This window comes from Rhodanobacter sp. AS-Z3 (assembly GCF_029224025.1).
Classification (GTDB): Bacteria; Pseudomonadota; Gammaproteobacteria; order Xanthomonadales; family Rhodanobacteraceae; genus Rhodanobacter.
Genome location: NZ_CP119392.1, coordinates 136,612 through 150,393, shown reverse-complemented (window position 1 = coordinate 150,393; position 13,782 = coordinate 136,612). Strand labels below are relative to the sequence as shown.

Annotated in this window: 16 protein-coding genes; 7 read left to right on the top strand and 9 right to left on the bottom strand. The window is 63.5% G+C overall.

The features are described from left to right. Positions 1-50 precede the first annotated feature (50 nt). The gene (locus PY254_RS00685; protein ID WP_281013568.1) at positions 51-683 is read left to right on the top strand and encodes a GNAT family N-acetyltransferase; all 633 of its coding nucleotides are present in this window, start codon (positions 51-53) and stop codon (positions 681-683) included. On the opposite strand, the gene PY254_RS00680 is transcribed toward PY254_RS00685, so the two are convergent. Continuing rightward, the gene (locus PY254_RS00680) at positions 680-850 is read right to left on the bottom strand and encodes a DUF1328 domain-containing protein (protein ID WP_281013567.1); all 171 of its coding nucleotides are present in this window, start codon (positions 848-850) and stop codon (positions 680-682) included. The two genes, PY254_RS00685 and PY254_RS00680, sit on opposite strands and share 4 nt — an antisense overlap. Before the next feature lie 80 nt (positions 851-930). Here PY254_RS00680 and PY254_RS00675 point away from each other — a divergent pair, with 80 nt between their 5' ends. After that, a complete protein-coding gene (locus PY254_RS00675; RefSeq protein ID WP_281013566.1) occupies positions 931-1,299 on the top strand; it encodes a hypothetical protein in 369 nt (122 codons plus the stop codon). Between the two features lie 24 nt (positions 1,300-1,323). Here PY254_RS00675 and PY254_RS00670 read toward each other — a convergent pair whose 3' ends face one another. Further along, positions 1,324-1,770, bottom strand: coding sequence for a GatB/YqeY domain-containing protein (locus PY254_RS00670; protein ID WP_281013565.1), 447 nt, complete (start codon positions 1,768-1,770; stop codon positions 1,324-1,326). 187 nt (positions 1,771-1,957) lie between these two features. Further along, positions 1,958-2,173, bottom strand: a complete 216-nt coding sequence (gene rpsU / locus PY254_RS00665) for a 30S ribosomal protein S21 (protein ID WP_007081639.1) — start codon at positions 2,171-2,173, stop codon at positions 1,958-1,960. 101 nt (positions 2,174-2,274) lie between these two features. On the opposite strand from rpsU, the gene tsaD reads away from it, so the two are divergent. The 3 genes from tsaD to PY254_RS00650 all read left to right on the top strand — a co-directional run bounded on the left by tsaD (position 2,275) and on the right by PY254_RS00650 (position 5,045). Continuing rightward, entirely contained in the window at positions 2,275-3,306 is a 1,032-nt protein-coding gene (tsaD, locus tag PY254_RS00660) for a tRNA (adenosine(37)-N6)-threonylcarbamoyltransferase complex transferase subunit TsaD (protein WP_281013563.1), read from the top strand. Beyond that, positions 3,303-4,253: a CE1 family esterase gene (locus PY254_RS00655; protein ID WP_281013562.1), complete on the top strand. Its 951-nt coding sequence runs from the start codon at positions 3,303-3,305 to the stop codon at positions 4,251-4,253. Before tsaD ends, PY254_RS00655 begins: the two co-directional genes overlap by 4 nt. A gap of 84 nt (positions 4,254-4,337) precedes the next feature. Then, complete coding sequence (locus tag PY254_RS00650; RefSeq protein WP_281013561.1) at positions 4,338-5,045, top strand: MgtC/SapB family protein; 708 nt, start codon at positions 4,338-4,340, stop codon at positions 5,043-5,045. A 15-nt stretch (positions 5,046-5,060) separates the two neighbouring features. Here the strand turns inward: PY254_RS00650 and PY254_RS00645 are convergent, their stop codons facing one another. The 3 genes from PY254_RS00645 to PY254_RS00635 form a co-directional block, all read right to left on the bottom strand. Further along, complete coding sequence (locus PY254_RS00645; RefSeq protein WP_281013560.1) at positions 5,061-5,780, bottom strand: pseudouridine synthase; 720 nt, start codon at positions 5,778-5,780, stop codon at positions 5,061-5,063. 90 nt (positions 5,781-5,870) lie between these two features. After that, positions 5,871-6,650 carry an ABC transporter permease gene (locus PY254_RS00640; RefSeq protein ID WP_281013559.1) on the bottom strand — a complete coding sequence of 260 codons (780 nt, stop codon included), beginning with the start codon at positions 6,648-6,650 and terminating at the stop codon, positions 5,871-5,873. Continuing rightward, complete coding sequence (locus PY254_RS00635; RefSeq protein WP_281013558.1) at positions 6,647-7,636, bottom strand: ABC transporter ATP-binding protein; 990 nt, start codon at positions 7,634-7,636, stop codon at positions 6,647-6,649. Before PY254_RS00635 ends, PY254_RS00640 begins: the two co-directional genes overlap by 4 nt. A 93-nt stretch (positions 7,637-7,729) precedes the next feature. Here PY254_RS00635 and PY254_RS00630 point away from each other — a divergent pair, with 93 nt between their 5' ends. Further along, on the top strand, positions 7,730-8,476 hold the full coding sequence (locus tag PY254_RS00630) for a ferredoxin--NADP reductase (RefSeq protein WP_281013557.1): 747 nt from the start codon (positions 7,730-7,732) through the stop codon (positions 8,474-8,476). Between the two features lie 315 nt (positions 8,477-8,791). Continuing rightward, on the top strand, positions 8,792-9,094 hold the full coding sequence (locus PY254_RS00625) for a hypothetical protein (RefSeq protein WP_281013556.1): 303 nt from the start codon (positions 8,792-8,794) through the stop codon (positions 9,092-9,094). Between the two features lie 117 nt (positions 9,095-9,211). Here PY254_RS00625 and PY254_RS00620 read toward each other — a convergent pair whose 3' ends face one another. From PY254_RS00620 to PY254_RS00610, 3 genes are read right to left on the bottom strand one after another with little or no spacing between them, the layout of a single operon-like run. Further along, positions 9,212-10,207 carry a fimbrial protein gene (locus tag PY254_RS00620; protein ID WP_281013555.1) on the bottom strand — a complete coding sequence of 332 codons (996 nt, stop codon included), beginning with the start codon at positions 10,205-10,207 and terminating at the stop codon, positions 9,212-9,214. Next, positions 10,197-13,001: a fimbria/pilus outer membrane usher protein gene (locus PY254_RS00615; protein WP_281013554.1), complete on the bottom strand. Its 2,805-nt coding sequence runs from the start codon at positions 12,999-13,001 to the stop codon at positions 10,197-10,199. Before PY254_RS00615 ends, PY254_RS00620 begins: the two co-directional genes overlap by 11 nt. Next, entirely contained in the window at positions 12,998-13,741 is a 744-nt protein-coding gene (locus tag PY254_RS00610) for a fimbrial biogenesis chaperone (protein WP_281013553.1), read from the bottom strand. Before PY254_RS00610 ends, PY254_RS00615 begins: the two co-directional genes overlap by 4 nt. Positions 13,742-13,782 lie beyond the last annotated feature (41 nt).

Below are 13,782 nucleotides of genomic sequence, written 5' to 3'. Positions count from 1 at the left end.
CCGGCGATCGCGCTAATCTGTGATGGAGTCTCAAGGGGAATGTGACGACGATGTCTGAATTGATCTTCCGCCCGGCGCGGGCTGCCGATGCCGATGTGGCCGTGCCCTTGATCCACAGTTCGGGCCCGGCGTCGTTTGACTATGTGTTCTCGGTACCGGCCATGGGCGATGCGCAGAGCTTTTTGCAGCGCGCCTTTGTCGATGGATCGGGCGAATTCGGCTGGCGCAACCACGTCGTCGCCGAACTAGACGGCGACGTGGTCGCGACCGGTGCCGGTTATGGCGGGAATACCAAGTGGCCGTTCACGCTGGCCGCCGCACGCCAGATTCTTGGACAATACGGTTGGAGGCATGCGGCCGGAGTGCTGGCGCGCGGCCTGCGCACGGAATCAGTGATCCCGCCGCCAGCCGGAGACATGTACTACCTCGGTCACCTCGGCGTCAGTCCCGCCATGCGTGGCAAGGGCGTCGGTACCGCGCTGGTCGATCATCTTTTGGCGACACGACCGGCGCGCGCGCGTGGTCCGGTCATCCTTGACGTGGCCACCAGCAATCCGGCCGCCCAGCGCCTGTACCAGCGGCTGGGTTTCGTGGTGATCGCCGAGAACAAGTCCACGCTGGCCAATGCGCAGGGGTGCGTATCGGACCACCGGCGTATGCAATGGCTCGCGCGGGCTGGCTAGAGGATGTGGAACACGCCAATCAGTACCAGCAGGGCCAGCACGAACAGGATCACGAAGCAGGCGAACAGCACCTTGGCGATGGTTTTGGTCGCGCCAGAAACGCCACTGAAACCGAGCCAGCCGGTGATCAGCGAAATGACGGCGAAAATGATGGCCCACTTCAGCATGCGTGTCTCCTGCGACAAAATTTGCGCACGGTGGAATTCCACCGGCCGGTGTGCTTTGTAGCGTCCCTGGTGTGAAGGCGATGCATGATCAGGCTTGCCCGCACCTCCTCGCCGCGGCAAGCTGCGCGGTCAACCTCAAGGAGTGCGGCATCGTGGTGATCAACGCGGTGATGATGGTGAAGCAACATGCAATCGTGCGTGCGTTCGAGCGTGCGGCAGCGACTACCGCGGGAACCGCGTGCGGCCCTGATCAGCTTGGACTGAAGCAAGGCATGGCCTGGTACCAACTGGTGCAACATGCGGTGCTGCGTTGTCCGGGCGAAGGGCGCTACTTTCTGGATCGGGCGAACTGGCAGCGGCTGCGCAAACGACGCCAGCGCGTGGCACTGGGTATCGCGGCAATTTTGCTGGGCTTGCTCGCGCTGCTGCTGTTCATGCGGCAGGGTTGACCTGCCGCGTGCCTCAGCTTTGAATCAACCCGCCAGACGCGTCTTGATCCGGCCGGAAACCACGCCCATGTCGGCACGCCCGGCGGCCTTTTCCTTCACCGCGGCCACCACCTTGCCCATGTCACGCGGCGAACTGGCGCCGGTTTCGGCGATCGCGGCGGTGATCAACGCGTCGATCTCGGCCTCGTCGAGCTTGGTCGGCAGGTAGGTCTCGATCACCACCATTTCGGCACGCTCAATCGCTGACAAGTCCTCGCGGTGGGCGGCGTCGAACTGGCTGACCGAGTCCTTGCGCTGCTTCATCATCTTTTCCAGCGTGGCCAGGATCTGGACGTCGTCCAGCTCGATCCGCTCGTCCACTTCACGCTGTTTGATCGCCGCCAGCATCAGCCGGATCACGCCCAGCTTGTGCTTTTCGCCGGCGCGCATGGCGTTTTTCATGTCTTCGGTGAGCTGCTGCTTGAGCGTCATGAGCGGAACCTCGTGAAGTGAAGGGATAATTCTACGGAAACGACAAAGCCGGCGTTGCCCTGGGGACAACACCGGCCATGTCGAATCTGCTGTGCTTGCGGTGGCTGCGAGAACCCGCGCCGACCGTGTTTCCAGATGCGTGGCGCCGGGGCACCAGCGGATCTGCCGTAACGGCAGATCGGGAAACTCAGTACAGACGGACCTTGCGGGAAACGTCGCGCGACAGACGGCGCAGATGACGCTTCACGGCAGCAGCACGCTTGCGCTTGCGCTCCTGGGTCGGCTTCTCGTAGAACTCACGCTTGCGCGTTTCGGCCAGGACGCCGGCCTTTTCGCAGGTACGCTTGAAACGACGCAGTGCGATCTCGAACGGCTCGTTCTCGCGAACTTTTACGTTGGGCATGGAAACTCCGAGTGGTAATCTGCCTGCTCGTGCAGGACAGCTGAATGTGGTGAGCCGGGAATTATACCGTGCATAACGAAGAATTTTCAAAGGTGGGGGCAATGAAGCCGATTCTGGGCATCGAAAGCTCTTGTGACGAGACCGGTGTGGCGCTGTTGCGCTGGCAGCCGGACGCGCCCGGGAAGGGGCTGCTGGCCCATACCCTGTACAGCCAGATCAAGCTGCACGCCGATTACGGCGGGGTAGTGCCCGAGCTGGCCAGCCGCGATCACGTGCGCAAGCTGGTGCCGCTGATCCGCGAGGCGCTGGCCCAGGCCGGGCTGACCGTGCAGGATCTGGGCGGGGTGGCGTATACCGCCGGTCCCGGTCTGGTCGGCGCCTTGCTGGTTGGTGCGTCGTTGGGCCGGGCGCTGGCCTGGGCGCTGGGTGTGCCGGCCATCGGGGTGCATCACATGGAAGGCCACCTGCTGGCACCGCTGCTGGAAGAAAATCCGCCGGAGCCGCCCTTTGTGGCGCTGCTGGTGTCCGGCGGCCACTCGCTGCTGGTCGAGGTCAAGGCGATCGGCCAGTACACGATTCTGGGCGACACGCTGGACGACGCCGCCGGTGAGGCGTTCGACAAGACCGCCAAGCTGATGGGCTTGCCCTATCCCGGCGGCCCGGCGCTGGCGAAACTGGCCGATCAGGGCCGCGCCGGTGCGTTCCGCTTCTCGCGGCCGATGACCGACCGACCCGGGCTGGATTTCAGCTTTTCCGGCCTGAAGACCCAGGTGCTGCTGGCCTGGCAGAAGTCCGACCAGAGTGAGCAAACCCGCGCCGACGTGGCGCGCGCGTTCCAGGAAGCGATCGTCGACACGCTGATCATCAAATGTCGGCGCGCACTGGAAGCCAGCGGCGCCCGCCGGCTGGTGATTGCCGGCGGCGTGGGTGCCAACCGGCACCTGCGCAGCGAGCTGGCCAAGGCTGGCGAGAAGGACGGCTTCCAGGTGTACTTCCCGCGGCTGGATTTCTGCACCGACAACGGCGCGATGATCGCGCTGGCCGGTGCCATCCGGCTGGCCAGCGGCCAGCACCAGGATGAAACGATCCAGGTGCGCCCGCGCTGGGATCTGCAAACGCTGCCCGCAGCATGAGCGGCCCCGTTGTCCGCTCGCGCAAATGGCGTTTCTGGCTCGCCGCCGTTCTGCTGGTCATCATCGCGCTCGGACTGACGATCGCTTCCTGGTTATGGGTGCCGGCATCCGGTGATCTGGCGCAAACCGGCGTTGTCGACGGGCACAACCGACAGTGGCTGGTGCATCTGCCGGCGGACTATCGCGCCGGACATCGCGTACCGCTGGTGCTTGCCTTCCACGGGCGTTACAGCTCGCCGGAAAAGATGGCGCATCTGACCGGGCTGGATCGGCTGGCAGACCGCTCCGGCTTTATCGTGGTTTATCCCGCAGGCGTGGATCATTCGTGGGCGGCGGGAGTCGACAGTCCGGCCGACAAGGCGGGTGTGGACGATGCCGCTTTCACCGCGGCCCTGCTGGATCGACTGCAGCAGCAATACAGCATCGATCCGGCGCATATCGTACTCACCGGATTCTCCAATGGAGCCCACTTGGTGCAACTGCTGGGCTGCCGCATGGCAGATCGGGTGAGTGCGATCGTGCCGGTCAGCGGTACCTTGGCGCCGTCGGTGGCGGCCGGCTGCCATCCGGTGCGTGCGCTGAGCGTGGTGGAGTTCCATGGGAGCAGTGATCCGATCGATCCGTTCGAAGGTGGCCGCATCCATGTGTCTGGCGGCGGGCAGGTGCTTCCGGTGTCGGTGACCATGCATGACTGGGCCGGCTGGAATCACTGCAGCGCCGCGCGTCGCGACACCGTGGTTGCCGGGCTGTCCGATGGGATCAGCGTGAGCAGACACGACTACCCCGGTTGCGCCGACGGTAGCCAGGTCGCGCTCTACGAAGTGACCGGTGCGGGTCACACCTGGCCGGGCGGCCCGCAGTATCTTCCGGCGTTTCTGGTGGGCCGGACAACGCATGCGGTGAACGCCAGTGACGTGATCGCTGCGTTGGCCGTGGGCCGTCCCTGATCGCTGCAGGCGGCTTGATCGGTCGGCACCACGCGGACGACTTGATACAGTGGGTCAGACCATTGGGTCGCATCGAGCCGCCGCATGATTCAGCCGCAGGAAATTCTCATTCGGTTATTGCTGGCCGCAGTTCTCGGCGGGGTGATCGGCGTCAACCGCGGTCGGCTCGAATGGGCGGCCGGATTGCGCACGCACATGCTGGTCAGCGTGGGTGCGGCGCTGGCGATGATCGTTTCGGCTTTTGGCTTTGCCGATGTGCTGCATCGACCGGACATCGTGCTCGATCCCTCGCGTATTGCGGCGCAGGTAATCAGCGGCGTGGGCTTTCTCGGTGCGGGCACGATCCTGTTCCTGCAACGTGAACAGGTAATTCGCGGACTGACCACGGCGGCCGGTTTGTGGGCGGTTTCGGCGATCGGTCTGGCCGCGGGCAGCGGCATGTATTTCGCGGCGGCTATGGCGACCGCCGTGATCTGGGTGATTCTCGCCCTGCTCAAGCCGATCGAACGCCGGTTTATCCAGCGCCGCAATCGCCGGCCGCGAGTGACCGCCCGCCTCGCCGGCGTGCCCGCGCTGGCTGCCGTGGAGGAAGTGCTGTCGCGCCATCACCTGTCGACGTTCAAGATCATCCTGCGCCGTCATGAGAGCGGCGACGACGTGGTCGATATCCTGTTTGAACGTACGGTGCGGGCCGAGCAGCTGGCGACGCTGGTGGACGATATGCGCCAGATCGATGGACTGCGTTCCGTGTCGTATGGCGTGCCGGGCGACTCGACCGTGCCGTCAGAGTGAGCCTTGCCGCTCAGCTCACCACTGCGTGCGTCCGGGCAGCAGACCCTTCAATTCCGCTTCGGTGAGATTACGCCACTGGCCAACTTTCAGATGCGCCAGTTTGACGTTGTCGATGCGTACGCGGCGCAGTTGAGTCACCCGGTAGCCGAAGGCGGCGGCCATCAGCCGGATCTGCCGATTCAGGCCCTGGGTCAGCACGATCGAGAAGCCGAACTTCGCGATGCGTCGCACCTTGCACGGCTTGGTCATCTGGTTGTGGATGCGCACGCCCTTGCTCATGCCTGTCAGGAATTCGTCGGTCACGGCCTTGTTCACGCCCACCAGATATTCCTTCTCGTGGTTGTTTTCCGCGCGCAGGATTTCGTTGACGATGTCGCCGTTGCTGGTCAGCAGGATCAGCCCTTCGGAATCCTTGTCCAGCCGGCCGATCGGAAAAATCCGCTGCGGATGGTCGACGAAATCCACGATGTTGCCGTCGACGCTCTGGTCGGTGGTGCAGGTGATCCCGACCGGTTTGTTCAGCGCGACGTAGATGGCTTTCTTGGCGCCTGGTGTGGCGGCCAGCACGCGCGCCTTGATGATCTCGCCATCCACACGCACTTCGTCACCTTCCAGCGCCTTGGCGCCGGTGGAGACGACTTCGCCGTTGATCGTGACGCGACCGGCGATGAGCAGCTCGTCCGCCTCGCGGCGTGAGCACAGACCGGCTTCGCTGATGTATTTGTTGACGCGCATTTCCAGTCCCGATGTATAGCAGCGCACCCTGTGCGCGATTGCTCTTGCAGGACGCCCGATCGCGCACAGGGTGCGCTCCTGCAGCGTTCGTCAGGAACGCAGCCCGATGCCGCGCTTGAGCAAGTGCAGCGCAACCAGCGTCAGCGCGATCACGAATCCGATCATCACCACGAACGCCACGCCGACATCCACGTCGCTGATGCCGAGCACGCCGAAGCGGAAGGCGTTGACCATGTACAAAATCGGGTTGGCGCGCGACATCGCCTGCCACGGTTCGCCGAGCATGTGAACCGAATAGAACACGCCGCCCAGATACGTCAGCGGGGTCAGGATGAAAGTCGGCACCAAGGCAATGTCATCGAACTTCTTGGCATACACCGCGTTGACGAAACCGGCCAGTGAGAAGATCGTCGCGCCGAGCAGCACCGAGGTGAAGGTGATCAGCGGATGCAATACGTGCAGGTCGGTGAAGAACAGCGCGATCAGCAGCACCAGTATGCCAACGACCAGTCCGCGCACCACCGCGCCGGTCACATAGCCGAGCAGGATCACCCAGTTCGGCATCGGTGATACCAGCATTTCCTCCACCGCGCGACTGAATTTGGCGCTGAAGAACGAGCTGGAAATGTTGCCGTAACTGTTGGTGATGATGCTCATCATGACCAGGCCCGGCACGATGTATTGCATGTAGGTGAAGCCCCCCTGGATGGTGCCGATGCGGCTGCCAATCAGCTTGCCGAAGATCACGAAATACAGCGTCATGGTGATCGCCGGCGGAATCAGCGTCTGCGTCCAGATGCGCATGATGCGTACGATTTCGCGGCGTACGAGGGTGTGCAGGGCAACGAGATTGGCCGATGCGTTACTCATGCGGCTTGCTCCTTGTCGGCAGGGGCGGCGCCGTTGCGGCCCTGCTCTTGTCGGCCATGTTCCACCAGGCGCACGAACAGTTCCTCCAGCCGGTTGGTCTTGTTGCGCATCGAAGTTACCGTGATGCCGTGCGCGGACAAGCCGGCGAACAGCGAGTTGAGATCGTGCGAGCGGGCCACTTCCGCTTCCAGCGTGTGCTCGTCGCGACGACGCAGGGTGACGTTGGGCAGGCTCGGCAGTTCGGCCGGTGCATGATTGACGTCGAGCACGAAGGTTTCCACGTCCAGCGTGGCCAGCAGGCGCTGCATGCTGGTGTTTTCGATGATGGTGCCGTGGTCGATGATCGCGATATTGCGGCACAGCGACTCGGCTTCCTCCAGGTAATGCGTGGTCAGGATCACCGTGGTGCCGGCCGCATTGATCGCGCTGACGAACTGCCACATCGAGCGGCGGATCTCGATGTCGACGCCGGCGGTCGGCTCGTCGAGGATCAGCAGCTTGGGCTCGTTCATCATCGCGCGGGCGATCATCAGTCGCCGCTTCATGCCGCCGGACAGCGTGCGTGCCTGCATATGCGCCTTGTCCCACAGGCGCAGTTCCTTCAGGTATTTTTCCGCGCGCTGGGCGGCGAGCTTGCGCGGAATGCCGTAGAAGCCCGCCTCGTTGACGCAGATGTCGAACGGCTTCTCGAACTGGTTGAAGTTGATCTCCTGCGGCACCAGTCCGATCAAGCGCATGGCGGCGCTGCGGTCCTGGTTGACCGATACGCCGAATACCTGCGCGTCGCCCGAGCTGGAGTTCACCAGCGACGACAGAATGCCGATCAGGGTCGATTTGCCCGCACCGTTGGGGCCGAGCAGGGCAAAGAAGTCGCCCGGTTGCACGGTCAGGCTGATGCCTTTCAGCGCTTCCACGCCATTACCGTAGGTTTTGCGCAAATTGTCGACGACAAGCGCGGGGGCCGAGGAGGTGTATTGCGGAGACATGGGCTGCACCGAGAGGGTTAACCCTTATTATAGCGGGCTATGTCCCGCCACCCGACCGTGCCGGGCCGCACACACTGTTTCCGGAAACCGCTCATGGCCGATCAATTCCAGCTCCGTCTCGTCGACAGCCACATGTTGGCGCCTACCGTGCGCCATCTGGTGTTCGAGCGCGTTGACGGCCTGCCGCTGAGCTTCCAGCCCGGTCAGTTCCTGCAGGTGCATTTCCACTACGACGACGGTACCGCGACCAAGCGCAGCTATTCGGTGGGTACCGTCGGTGACGGGGCTTCCCCGGTGCAGCAGGTCGAGATTGCGGTGAGCTATGTGGAAGGTGGCGCCGCGACGAAAGTTCTCGGCGAACTGGGCCATGGCGGCGTGATCGACGCCAGTGGTCCCTATGGCCGTTTCTGCCTGCAGGAGGCTGATACGCATCCGCGCTACCTGTTGCTGGCCACGGGCACCGGAGTGACCCCGTATCGAGCGATGTTGCCGCAGATCGAAAAGCTACTGGCCAAGGGTGGGCGCGAGGTCGTCCTGCTTTATGGCGCACGCAACGAAACCGAGTTGCTCTATGGCGAGGAATTCGAAGCCTTCGCACAAACGCACCCCGGCTTCCTGTTCCACGGCTGCCTCAGCCGCGATGCCCGCGCCGTGCCGCGTTCCACCGATCGCAGCGGCCATGTGCAACACGTGCTGGCCGAACTTGGCCCGCAGGCCGAGCGCGACATCGCCTATCTGTGCGGCAATCCGAACATGGTCGACGCCGCCTTTGCCGCGCTGCAGGAGTTTGGCTTGCCGGTGAAACAGATTCGGCGCGAGAAGTACATTTCGTCCCGCTGATCAAGTTCGGCCACCAGTGGCCGATGCATTCCAGGCCCGCGAGCTGTTTCGACGGCTTTCGGTTGTCGCGTGCCCATGCCTTATGTGGCCAAGGCATTCGGAAATTTGGCCACTGGCCTGCGCGATGTTGCCCGATAGTGTGACCGCCGTCGCATTCCGGCGCGTGGGTTTCTCTCGGCCCATCAAGCCCCCGCATTACGTGCCGACAGCCCTTTTGAGGCTTCGCAGTGGCGGAGCCCCGCCTGATGGGGTGACGGTATGGCTGGATCGCTTTGCAAATGGTTGATCGGCTGCGCAGTGTGCGCATGCATCGGCATGCCGTCTGCGCATGCTGCGACGGGTCGTATTGCGTTCTCCGGTGCGGTTCTCGAGTCCACCTGCACGACGGAAGCGGGTTCGGCTGCCGCCGCCATCCATGCGGCGGCCACGGCGACTGTCGAACGCCAGAGCTGCGGTGGCACGGCCACTGATTCGGGGCGGTCTTATTCCCGCACCGTGGCGAGTGTGGTTGCGGCCAATCTTGTTCATGACCCGCTGTTGGCCTATTTCGCCAGTTACGCTGGTCCAGCCGCAGCCGGCAACGCGGCGGCGAAAGTCATCGTGCAGACCTACGACTGACTGATCAGGTTGGTGGGACCAACGCGTCATCGCGTCGGTCCGCTGGCAGGTATTTTCAATGCCACGCAGACAGGATGCGCCTGATGCAGCCTGCCAGCAGATGGAAGGCTGCCGAACTTACTGGTACGACAGCGTAAAAGTGGCGGTGGCGCCCAGCAGGCCTGTGCCCACGGTCGCTCCAGTCTGGTAATAGCGGGCGAAATAGCTCACCGACAGCGCCCCATTGGGTGTGGCGCCGATCGTCTTGGCAACGCCAAAACTCACTGGCGTCGTGCCGGAGGAATCCAGCACCTGCACGCCAACGCCGCTGCTGCCTCCGCTTGACGGCGCAATGACGCCAGGCTTGCCGGCCACCGGCGTCGCGGTATCCAGAGTCACCCGCACGATGGCTCCCTTGGAGCAGATCAGCCCGATCTGGAACGGCGTCGTGCCCGTGACCGAGCCCACGCCGCTGAATGCCTGGCCGGTGACCGTGGGCAAGGTCACGTTGATGTTGCTGGTGCTGACCTGACAGGCCGGCGCCGTGAAGGTCAGCCGGTTGGCGAGATTGATCACCGCGTCGATGATGTAGTTGCTCGACGTGCCCGCCTTGAACTGCGACAACGCACCTTGCAGCGCGCTGCCATCAGTGATTGTTCCGGTTTTCACCAGTTCGATCGTGACCGCATCATTTTCCACCCAGCTAGCACCGCTATCCAGGCTGAAGTAGGGGTAGGCATAGATGTAGTCGCCCTTTTGCGATACCCGGTAACCGACGCCTGTCGTTCCGGTGGGGAAAAGGTTCACCCCGCTCGGCAGCGTGGCGCCGGAACTGCCAAGCAGGCCCCAGCCATTGCCCGAGTTCTTGCAGGTAAAGTTGACCGCCTGGCTGACCGCCGTGGCGCTCGAGGTGTAAAGCACGCTGCCGACGGGAATGCTCGGATCGTTGACGAGGGTGGTGGGCACGGACACCAGATAGGTGCCTTGCGTGTTGCCCCCGTTGAAGCTGCAGCCGGCCCGTGCCAGCCCGGGAATCACGGCCAGCATCGCGAGGCCCACGAGCACTCCGATAACTCGACCCAGCTGCCGGATGATGGATGCGAAACCCGATGGCCGCGCGCGCTTACTGCCCATGCTTGTGTTCCTCGGCGGCTTCATTTATTTCGGCCTTGCGGCAAACTACGTGCTGCGCTGCATAGCGGCTGGCAGGGTCGCTCGCCGCCTTGGCGGGTGCGCGGTAATCGAATACGCAACGATCGACGCTTCCTGCGATGGATTCCCATTGCACCTTCAGCTGACCACTTTCATGGGGTACACGCACCATGATCTGGCCGACTTGTCCGACGACGCCGACGGTGTGGTTCTGCTCGTCAGTCACTTCCGCGCCGAACGGCAGCGTCTTGCCATTCTCAAGTTGCGCCTGGAACAACAGAAAGCGCCCGCTTTCACTCTTGAATTTAACCATCACCACGGCGCCGGCACGTGGCGCCAGCTGTGTGCTGGTGTTGTCGAGCTGAACGTCCAGCGGCAGGCCGCTGGGGTCGATGGTCACCGTATCGAGCACGTATGGCGTGAGATAGGGCACCAGGGCATAGCCGGAGGGTCCGATCCGTACGCCGGCCGCGTTGCCAATGCGCGCGCCGTTGGCGTCAGGTGCTTCGACGATTGCCACGGTGTCGCCCAGCGGCTGGCCAAAGGTGATGCCACCCGGGTGGGCAACGATGCCGCCGGCAACATTGAGTGATGCCTGCGAATAGCCGTCGCCAACACCGAAACCCGCATTGAGCTGTATGTGTGCACCGTGATAACCGCCGTTGACGCTGGCGGTACTGCCCACGGAGCTGTTGCTGTTGTTGTCGCCGCCATCATGCGTGGCGGTGGCACCGTAGCTGAAACGGTTGTCATCGCCAGCCGTACCACCCAAGGTAGCCTGCTGCTGGGTGTTGCCCGAGCTGCTGCGGCTGAGTCCGGCCGTGAACAGTGGCGCATGCGAACTGCTGCCCAGCGGAATCGTCACGTTGGCCATGTAGCGGTTGTCGCTGCGTCCGAACAGGTCGCGTTCGCGGCTGGCCGAGAGGTTGTAGCTCACCGGCCCGATCGAGTTGTTGTAGCCGAGCTGGAATTGGGTGTCGGCACCGCTGCGGTTCCAGTAGTCACGCGCCGAGCCGTTGACATACAAGGAGCCGCCGCGTTCACCCAATTGCTGGTTCAGGCTGATCGAGAAGTTGTTGCGCTGGCGATCGACGCCGGCGGGCACCAGTAAATTGTTCAGGTCGATGCCGGCAAGGGCGGCCTGCTGCGCGGGAGTCAGCAAGCCGGAGACGGGCACGCCGTTAATCACGATCGGTGTCGTGCTGCCGCTGGCAAACACCGGCAGGCCGCGGCGCGAATAGTCGCGTGCTCGCACCGCTTCGTCGAGCGTGAGATAGCCGTCGGTCGAATAGCGGTAGGCGGCAACGGTGAGCGAGGTGCCGGTCTGCACCATGGTCTTGCTGTAGCTCAGTCGCAGGCTTTGGCCGGACATCGTGTCGAGGCCTGGAATTTGCGTTCGCGCGGCGCTCACGTCCATGGCAAACGCGCCGTGGCGGGTATTCAGTGCGCTGCCCAGCAGCAGCGCGCCGTAACCCGGCGAAGCTTCGACACCGGCATATCCGGTGAGCAGGTTGTTGAAGCCGCGCTGCATCGTGGCCTGCACGACGCCGGGCTTGGTCAGGATTGCCCGATTGCGCAGCTGGCCGGCGGCCACACTGAAGCGTGTCACACCGGGACGCAGCAATTGCGGCACCGAGGCATACGGCACCGAGAACGTGTGCACCCGGCCGTTGGCTTCGGAAACGCTGACATCCAGATCGCCGCCATAGCCCGTCGCATACAAATCGTCGATGGTGAACGGCCCGGGCGCCACCGTGGTCTGGTAAATCATCATGCCGTTCTGGCGCACGGTGACTTTGGCATTGCCGTCGGCAACGCCGCGCACGGTGGGAGCATAGCCACGCAACGATTGCGGCAGCATGCGGTCGTCGGTGGCCAGTTGCACGCCGCGCAGGCCGAAGCTGTCGAACATTTCGCCGCTGGTGAACGAATCGCCAAGGGTCAGCTGCGCATGCAAGGCGGGCAAATCACGCTGCGCGTAAGTGGAAATGCCTTGCCAGTGGTGGGTGGAGCGCGTATTGCCCACGGCCGACTGCCAGGTCAACGACGCGTTGTGACGCAGATGCCAGCGTCCCAGGTTGAGCCCGGCATTCACGCCCAGGTACGACGAGGTTTGCGAAATGCCGGCGCTGCTGGTGCGGTAGCTGTTGAAGTTGTAGTTGAGCAGGCCGGCATTCACGCCGGAATCCCAGTATTTCGGATCGACGTAACCGCGCGCCTGCAGCCCCATGTAAGCCTGCGGCACGCTGACATCCAGGCGCAGATTGCCCACGTCGAAAGTGATATGGGCGCCGGGAATGACACTGCCGATATCGACGCAGGCATGGGCATCCGCCAGCTCAGCGATGATCTGCGTGGAGAGTTCGGTGGGGTGCAGCCCCAGCGTGTCGAGCAGTGCGCGCGTCGTGCACGGTGTGGCGCTGACATCTGCCGATGGCGTCGCAAGACGGATCTCGCTGCGGCCTGCCGAAACGTTATTGAGGTAGATGTCGACGCTGTAGTTGCCCGGCAGCACAAAGTCGCCGCGCTCGAAACGCGACAGATCCGTGGTGTTCTGTCCCGCGCCGGAAAGCATGCTGCGATCGAAAGTTGCGTCGGTCGCAGCATCCGCTGGCGTCGCGGTGGCGGCTACCGGTCCGGCGTCAGCCACCTCGGCAGCGCGCGCATGTCCACCCCAACTGACCAATGCCAGTGCCAGCAGTGCCGCCGGCAAGTGTCGGCAAAACGAGGGCGTGCCCTCGCTGTGCCGGCCCGACTTGGCGAGTGCCGAACTCACGGCGCGACGTTGCCCTCATGGACCTTGACAGCACCGAAATCATCGATCGTGGTGAATGCGATCGGCGTGCCTGCTGCGGGCGCGTGACCGAGGTTCTTGATCGGCATGCGTAGTGACGACCTCGGCGCGACCATGCCGCTACCCAGCGCGTAGGCGACCTTGTCGACATTGAGCGACAGTTGGCTGATGGTGATGTGGTACGGCGTCGGGTTGCGCGCTTCCAGCGCATAACCTGCGCCATCGGCAACCACCGACCAGGTGATCTGTTCGGCGGCATGCGCCGCATCGCTGGCCAGGCCGGCGGGACGAAAGAATAGCTTCAGCCGTGAGCGCACGGCGAACTGCAAGGTGTTTTGTTCCTCGCCCGGTTTGGTCACCGGCTTGGGCGGGATTTCCAATACGTTGAGCCAGAACAGCGACTCGCGATCGCTCGGCAGCGACTGACCGGTGTAGACGATGCGCAGACTCTGCCCATTGCCCGGATTCATGCGCGCCAGTGGTGGCGTGACCAGGAAGGGCACGTGCGAGGTGTCCGGGGTGGAATCCGGATTGCCACTGTCGATCCACGCCTCGACCAGCGCCGGTGCGTTGCCCTGATTGTTCAGGCGTACGGTGACCTCGCCGTTCGCTGCAGGAAAGACCACTCGCGTGCCGGCAATCACGACACTGGCATGGGAGCTACCAACGAAGGTGGAAAGCACGATCAAGGCTGCGCCCATGGCGCAGAGCAGGCTTTTCATCGAGGTATTCCGTCCGGACAATCAGGCAACCGTGGTGGTCG

Coding starts and splice junctions, on each gene's coding strand:
- PY254_RS00685 (WP_281013568.1), top strand. CDS start 51: ATGTCTGAATTGATCTTCCGCCCGGCGCGGGCTGCCGATGCCGATGTG.
- PY254_RS00680 (WP_281013567.1), bottom strand. CDS start 850: ATGCTGAAGTGGGCCATCATTTTCGCCGTCATTTCGCTGATCACCGGC.
- PY254_RS00675 (WP_281013566.1), top strand. CDS start 931: ATGCATGATCAGGCTTGCCCGCACCTCCTCGCCGCGGCAAGCTGCGCG.
- PY254_RS00670 (WP_281013565.1), bottom strand. CDS start 1,770: ATGACGCTCAAGCAGCAGCTCACCGAAGACATGAAAAACGCCATGCGC.
- rpsU (WP_007081639.1), bottom strand. CDS start 2,173: ATGCCCAACGTAAAAGTTCGCGAGAACGAGCCGTTCGAGATCGCACTG.
- tsaD (WP_281013563.1), top strand. CDS start 2,275: ATGAAGCCGATTCTGGGCATCGAAAGCTCTTGTGACGAGACCGGTGTG.
- PY254_RS00655 (WP_281013562.1), top strand. CDS start 3,303: ATGAGCGGCCCCGTTGTCCGCTCGCGCAAATGGCGTTTCTGGCTCGCC.
- PY254_RS00650 (WP_281013561.1), top strand. CDS start 4,338: ATGATTCAGCCGCAGGAAATTCTCATTCGGTTATTGCTGGCCGCAGTT.
- PY254_RS00645 (WP_281013560.1), bottom strand. CDS start 5,780: ATGCGCGTCAACAAATACATCAGCGAAGCCGGTCTGTGCTCACGCCGC.
- PY254_RS00640 (WP_281013559.1), bottom strand. CDS start 6,650: ATGAGTAACGCATCGGCCAATCTCGTTGCCCTGCACACCCTCGTACGC.
- PY254_RS00635 (WP_281013558.1), bottom strand. CDS start 7,636: ATGTCTCCGCAATACACCTCCTCGGCCCCCGCGCTTGTCGTCGACAAT.
- PY254_RS00630 (WP_281013557.1), top strand. CDS start 7,730: ATGGCCGATCAATTCCAGCTCCGTCTCGTCGACAGCCACATGTTGGCG.
- PY254_RS00625 (WP_281013556.1), top strand. CDS start 8,792: ATGCCGTCTGCGCATGCTGCGACGGGTCGTATTGCGTTCTCCGGTGCG.
- PY254_RS00620 (WP_281013555.1), bottom strand. CDS start 10,207: ATGGGCAGTAAGCGCGCGCGGCCATCGGGTTTCGCATCCATCATCCGG.
- PY254_RS00610 (WP_281013553.1), bottom strand. CDS start 13,741: ATGAAAAGCCTGCTCTGCGCCATGGGCGCAGCCTTGATCGTGCTTTCC.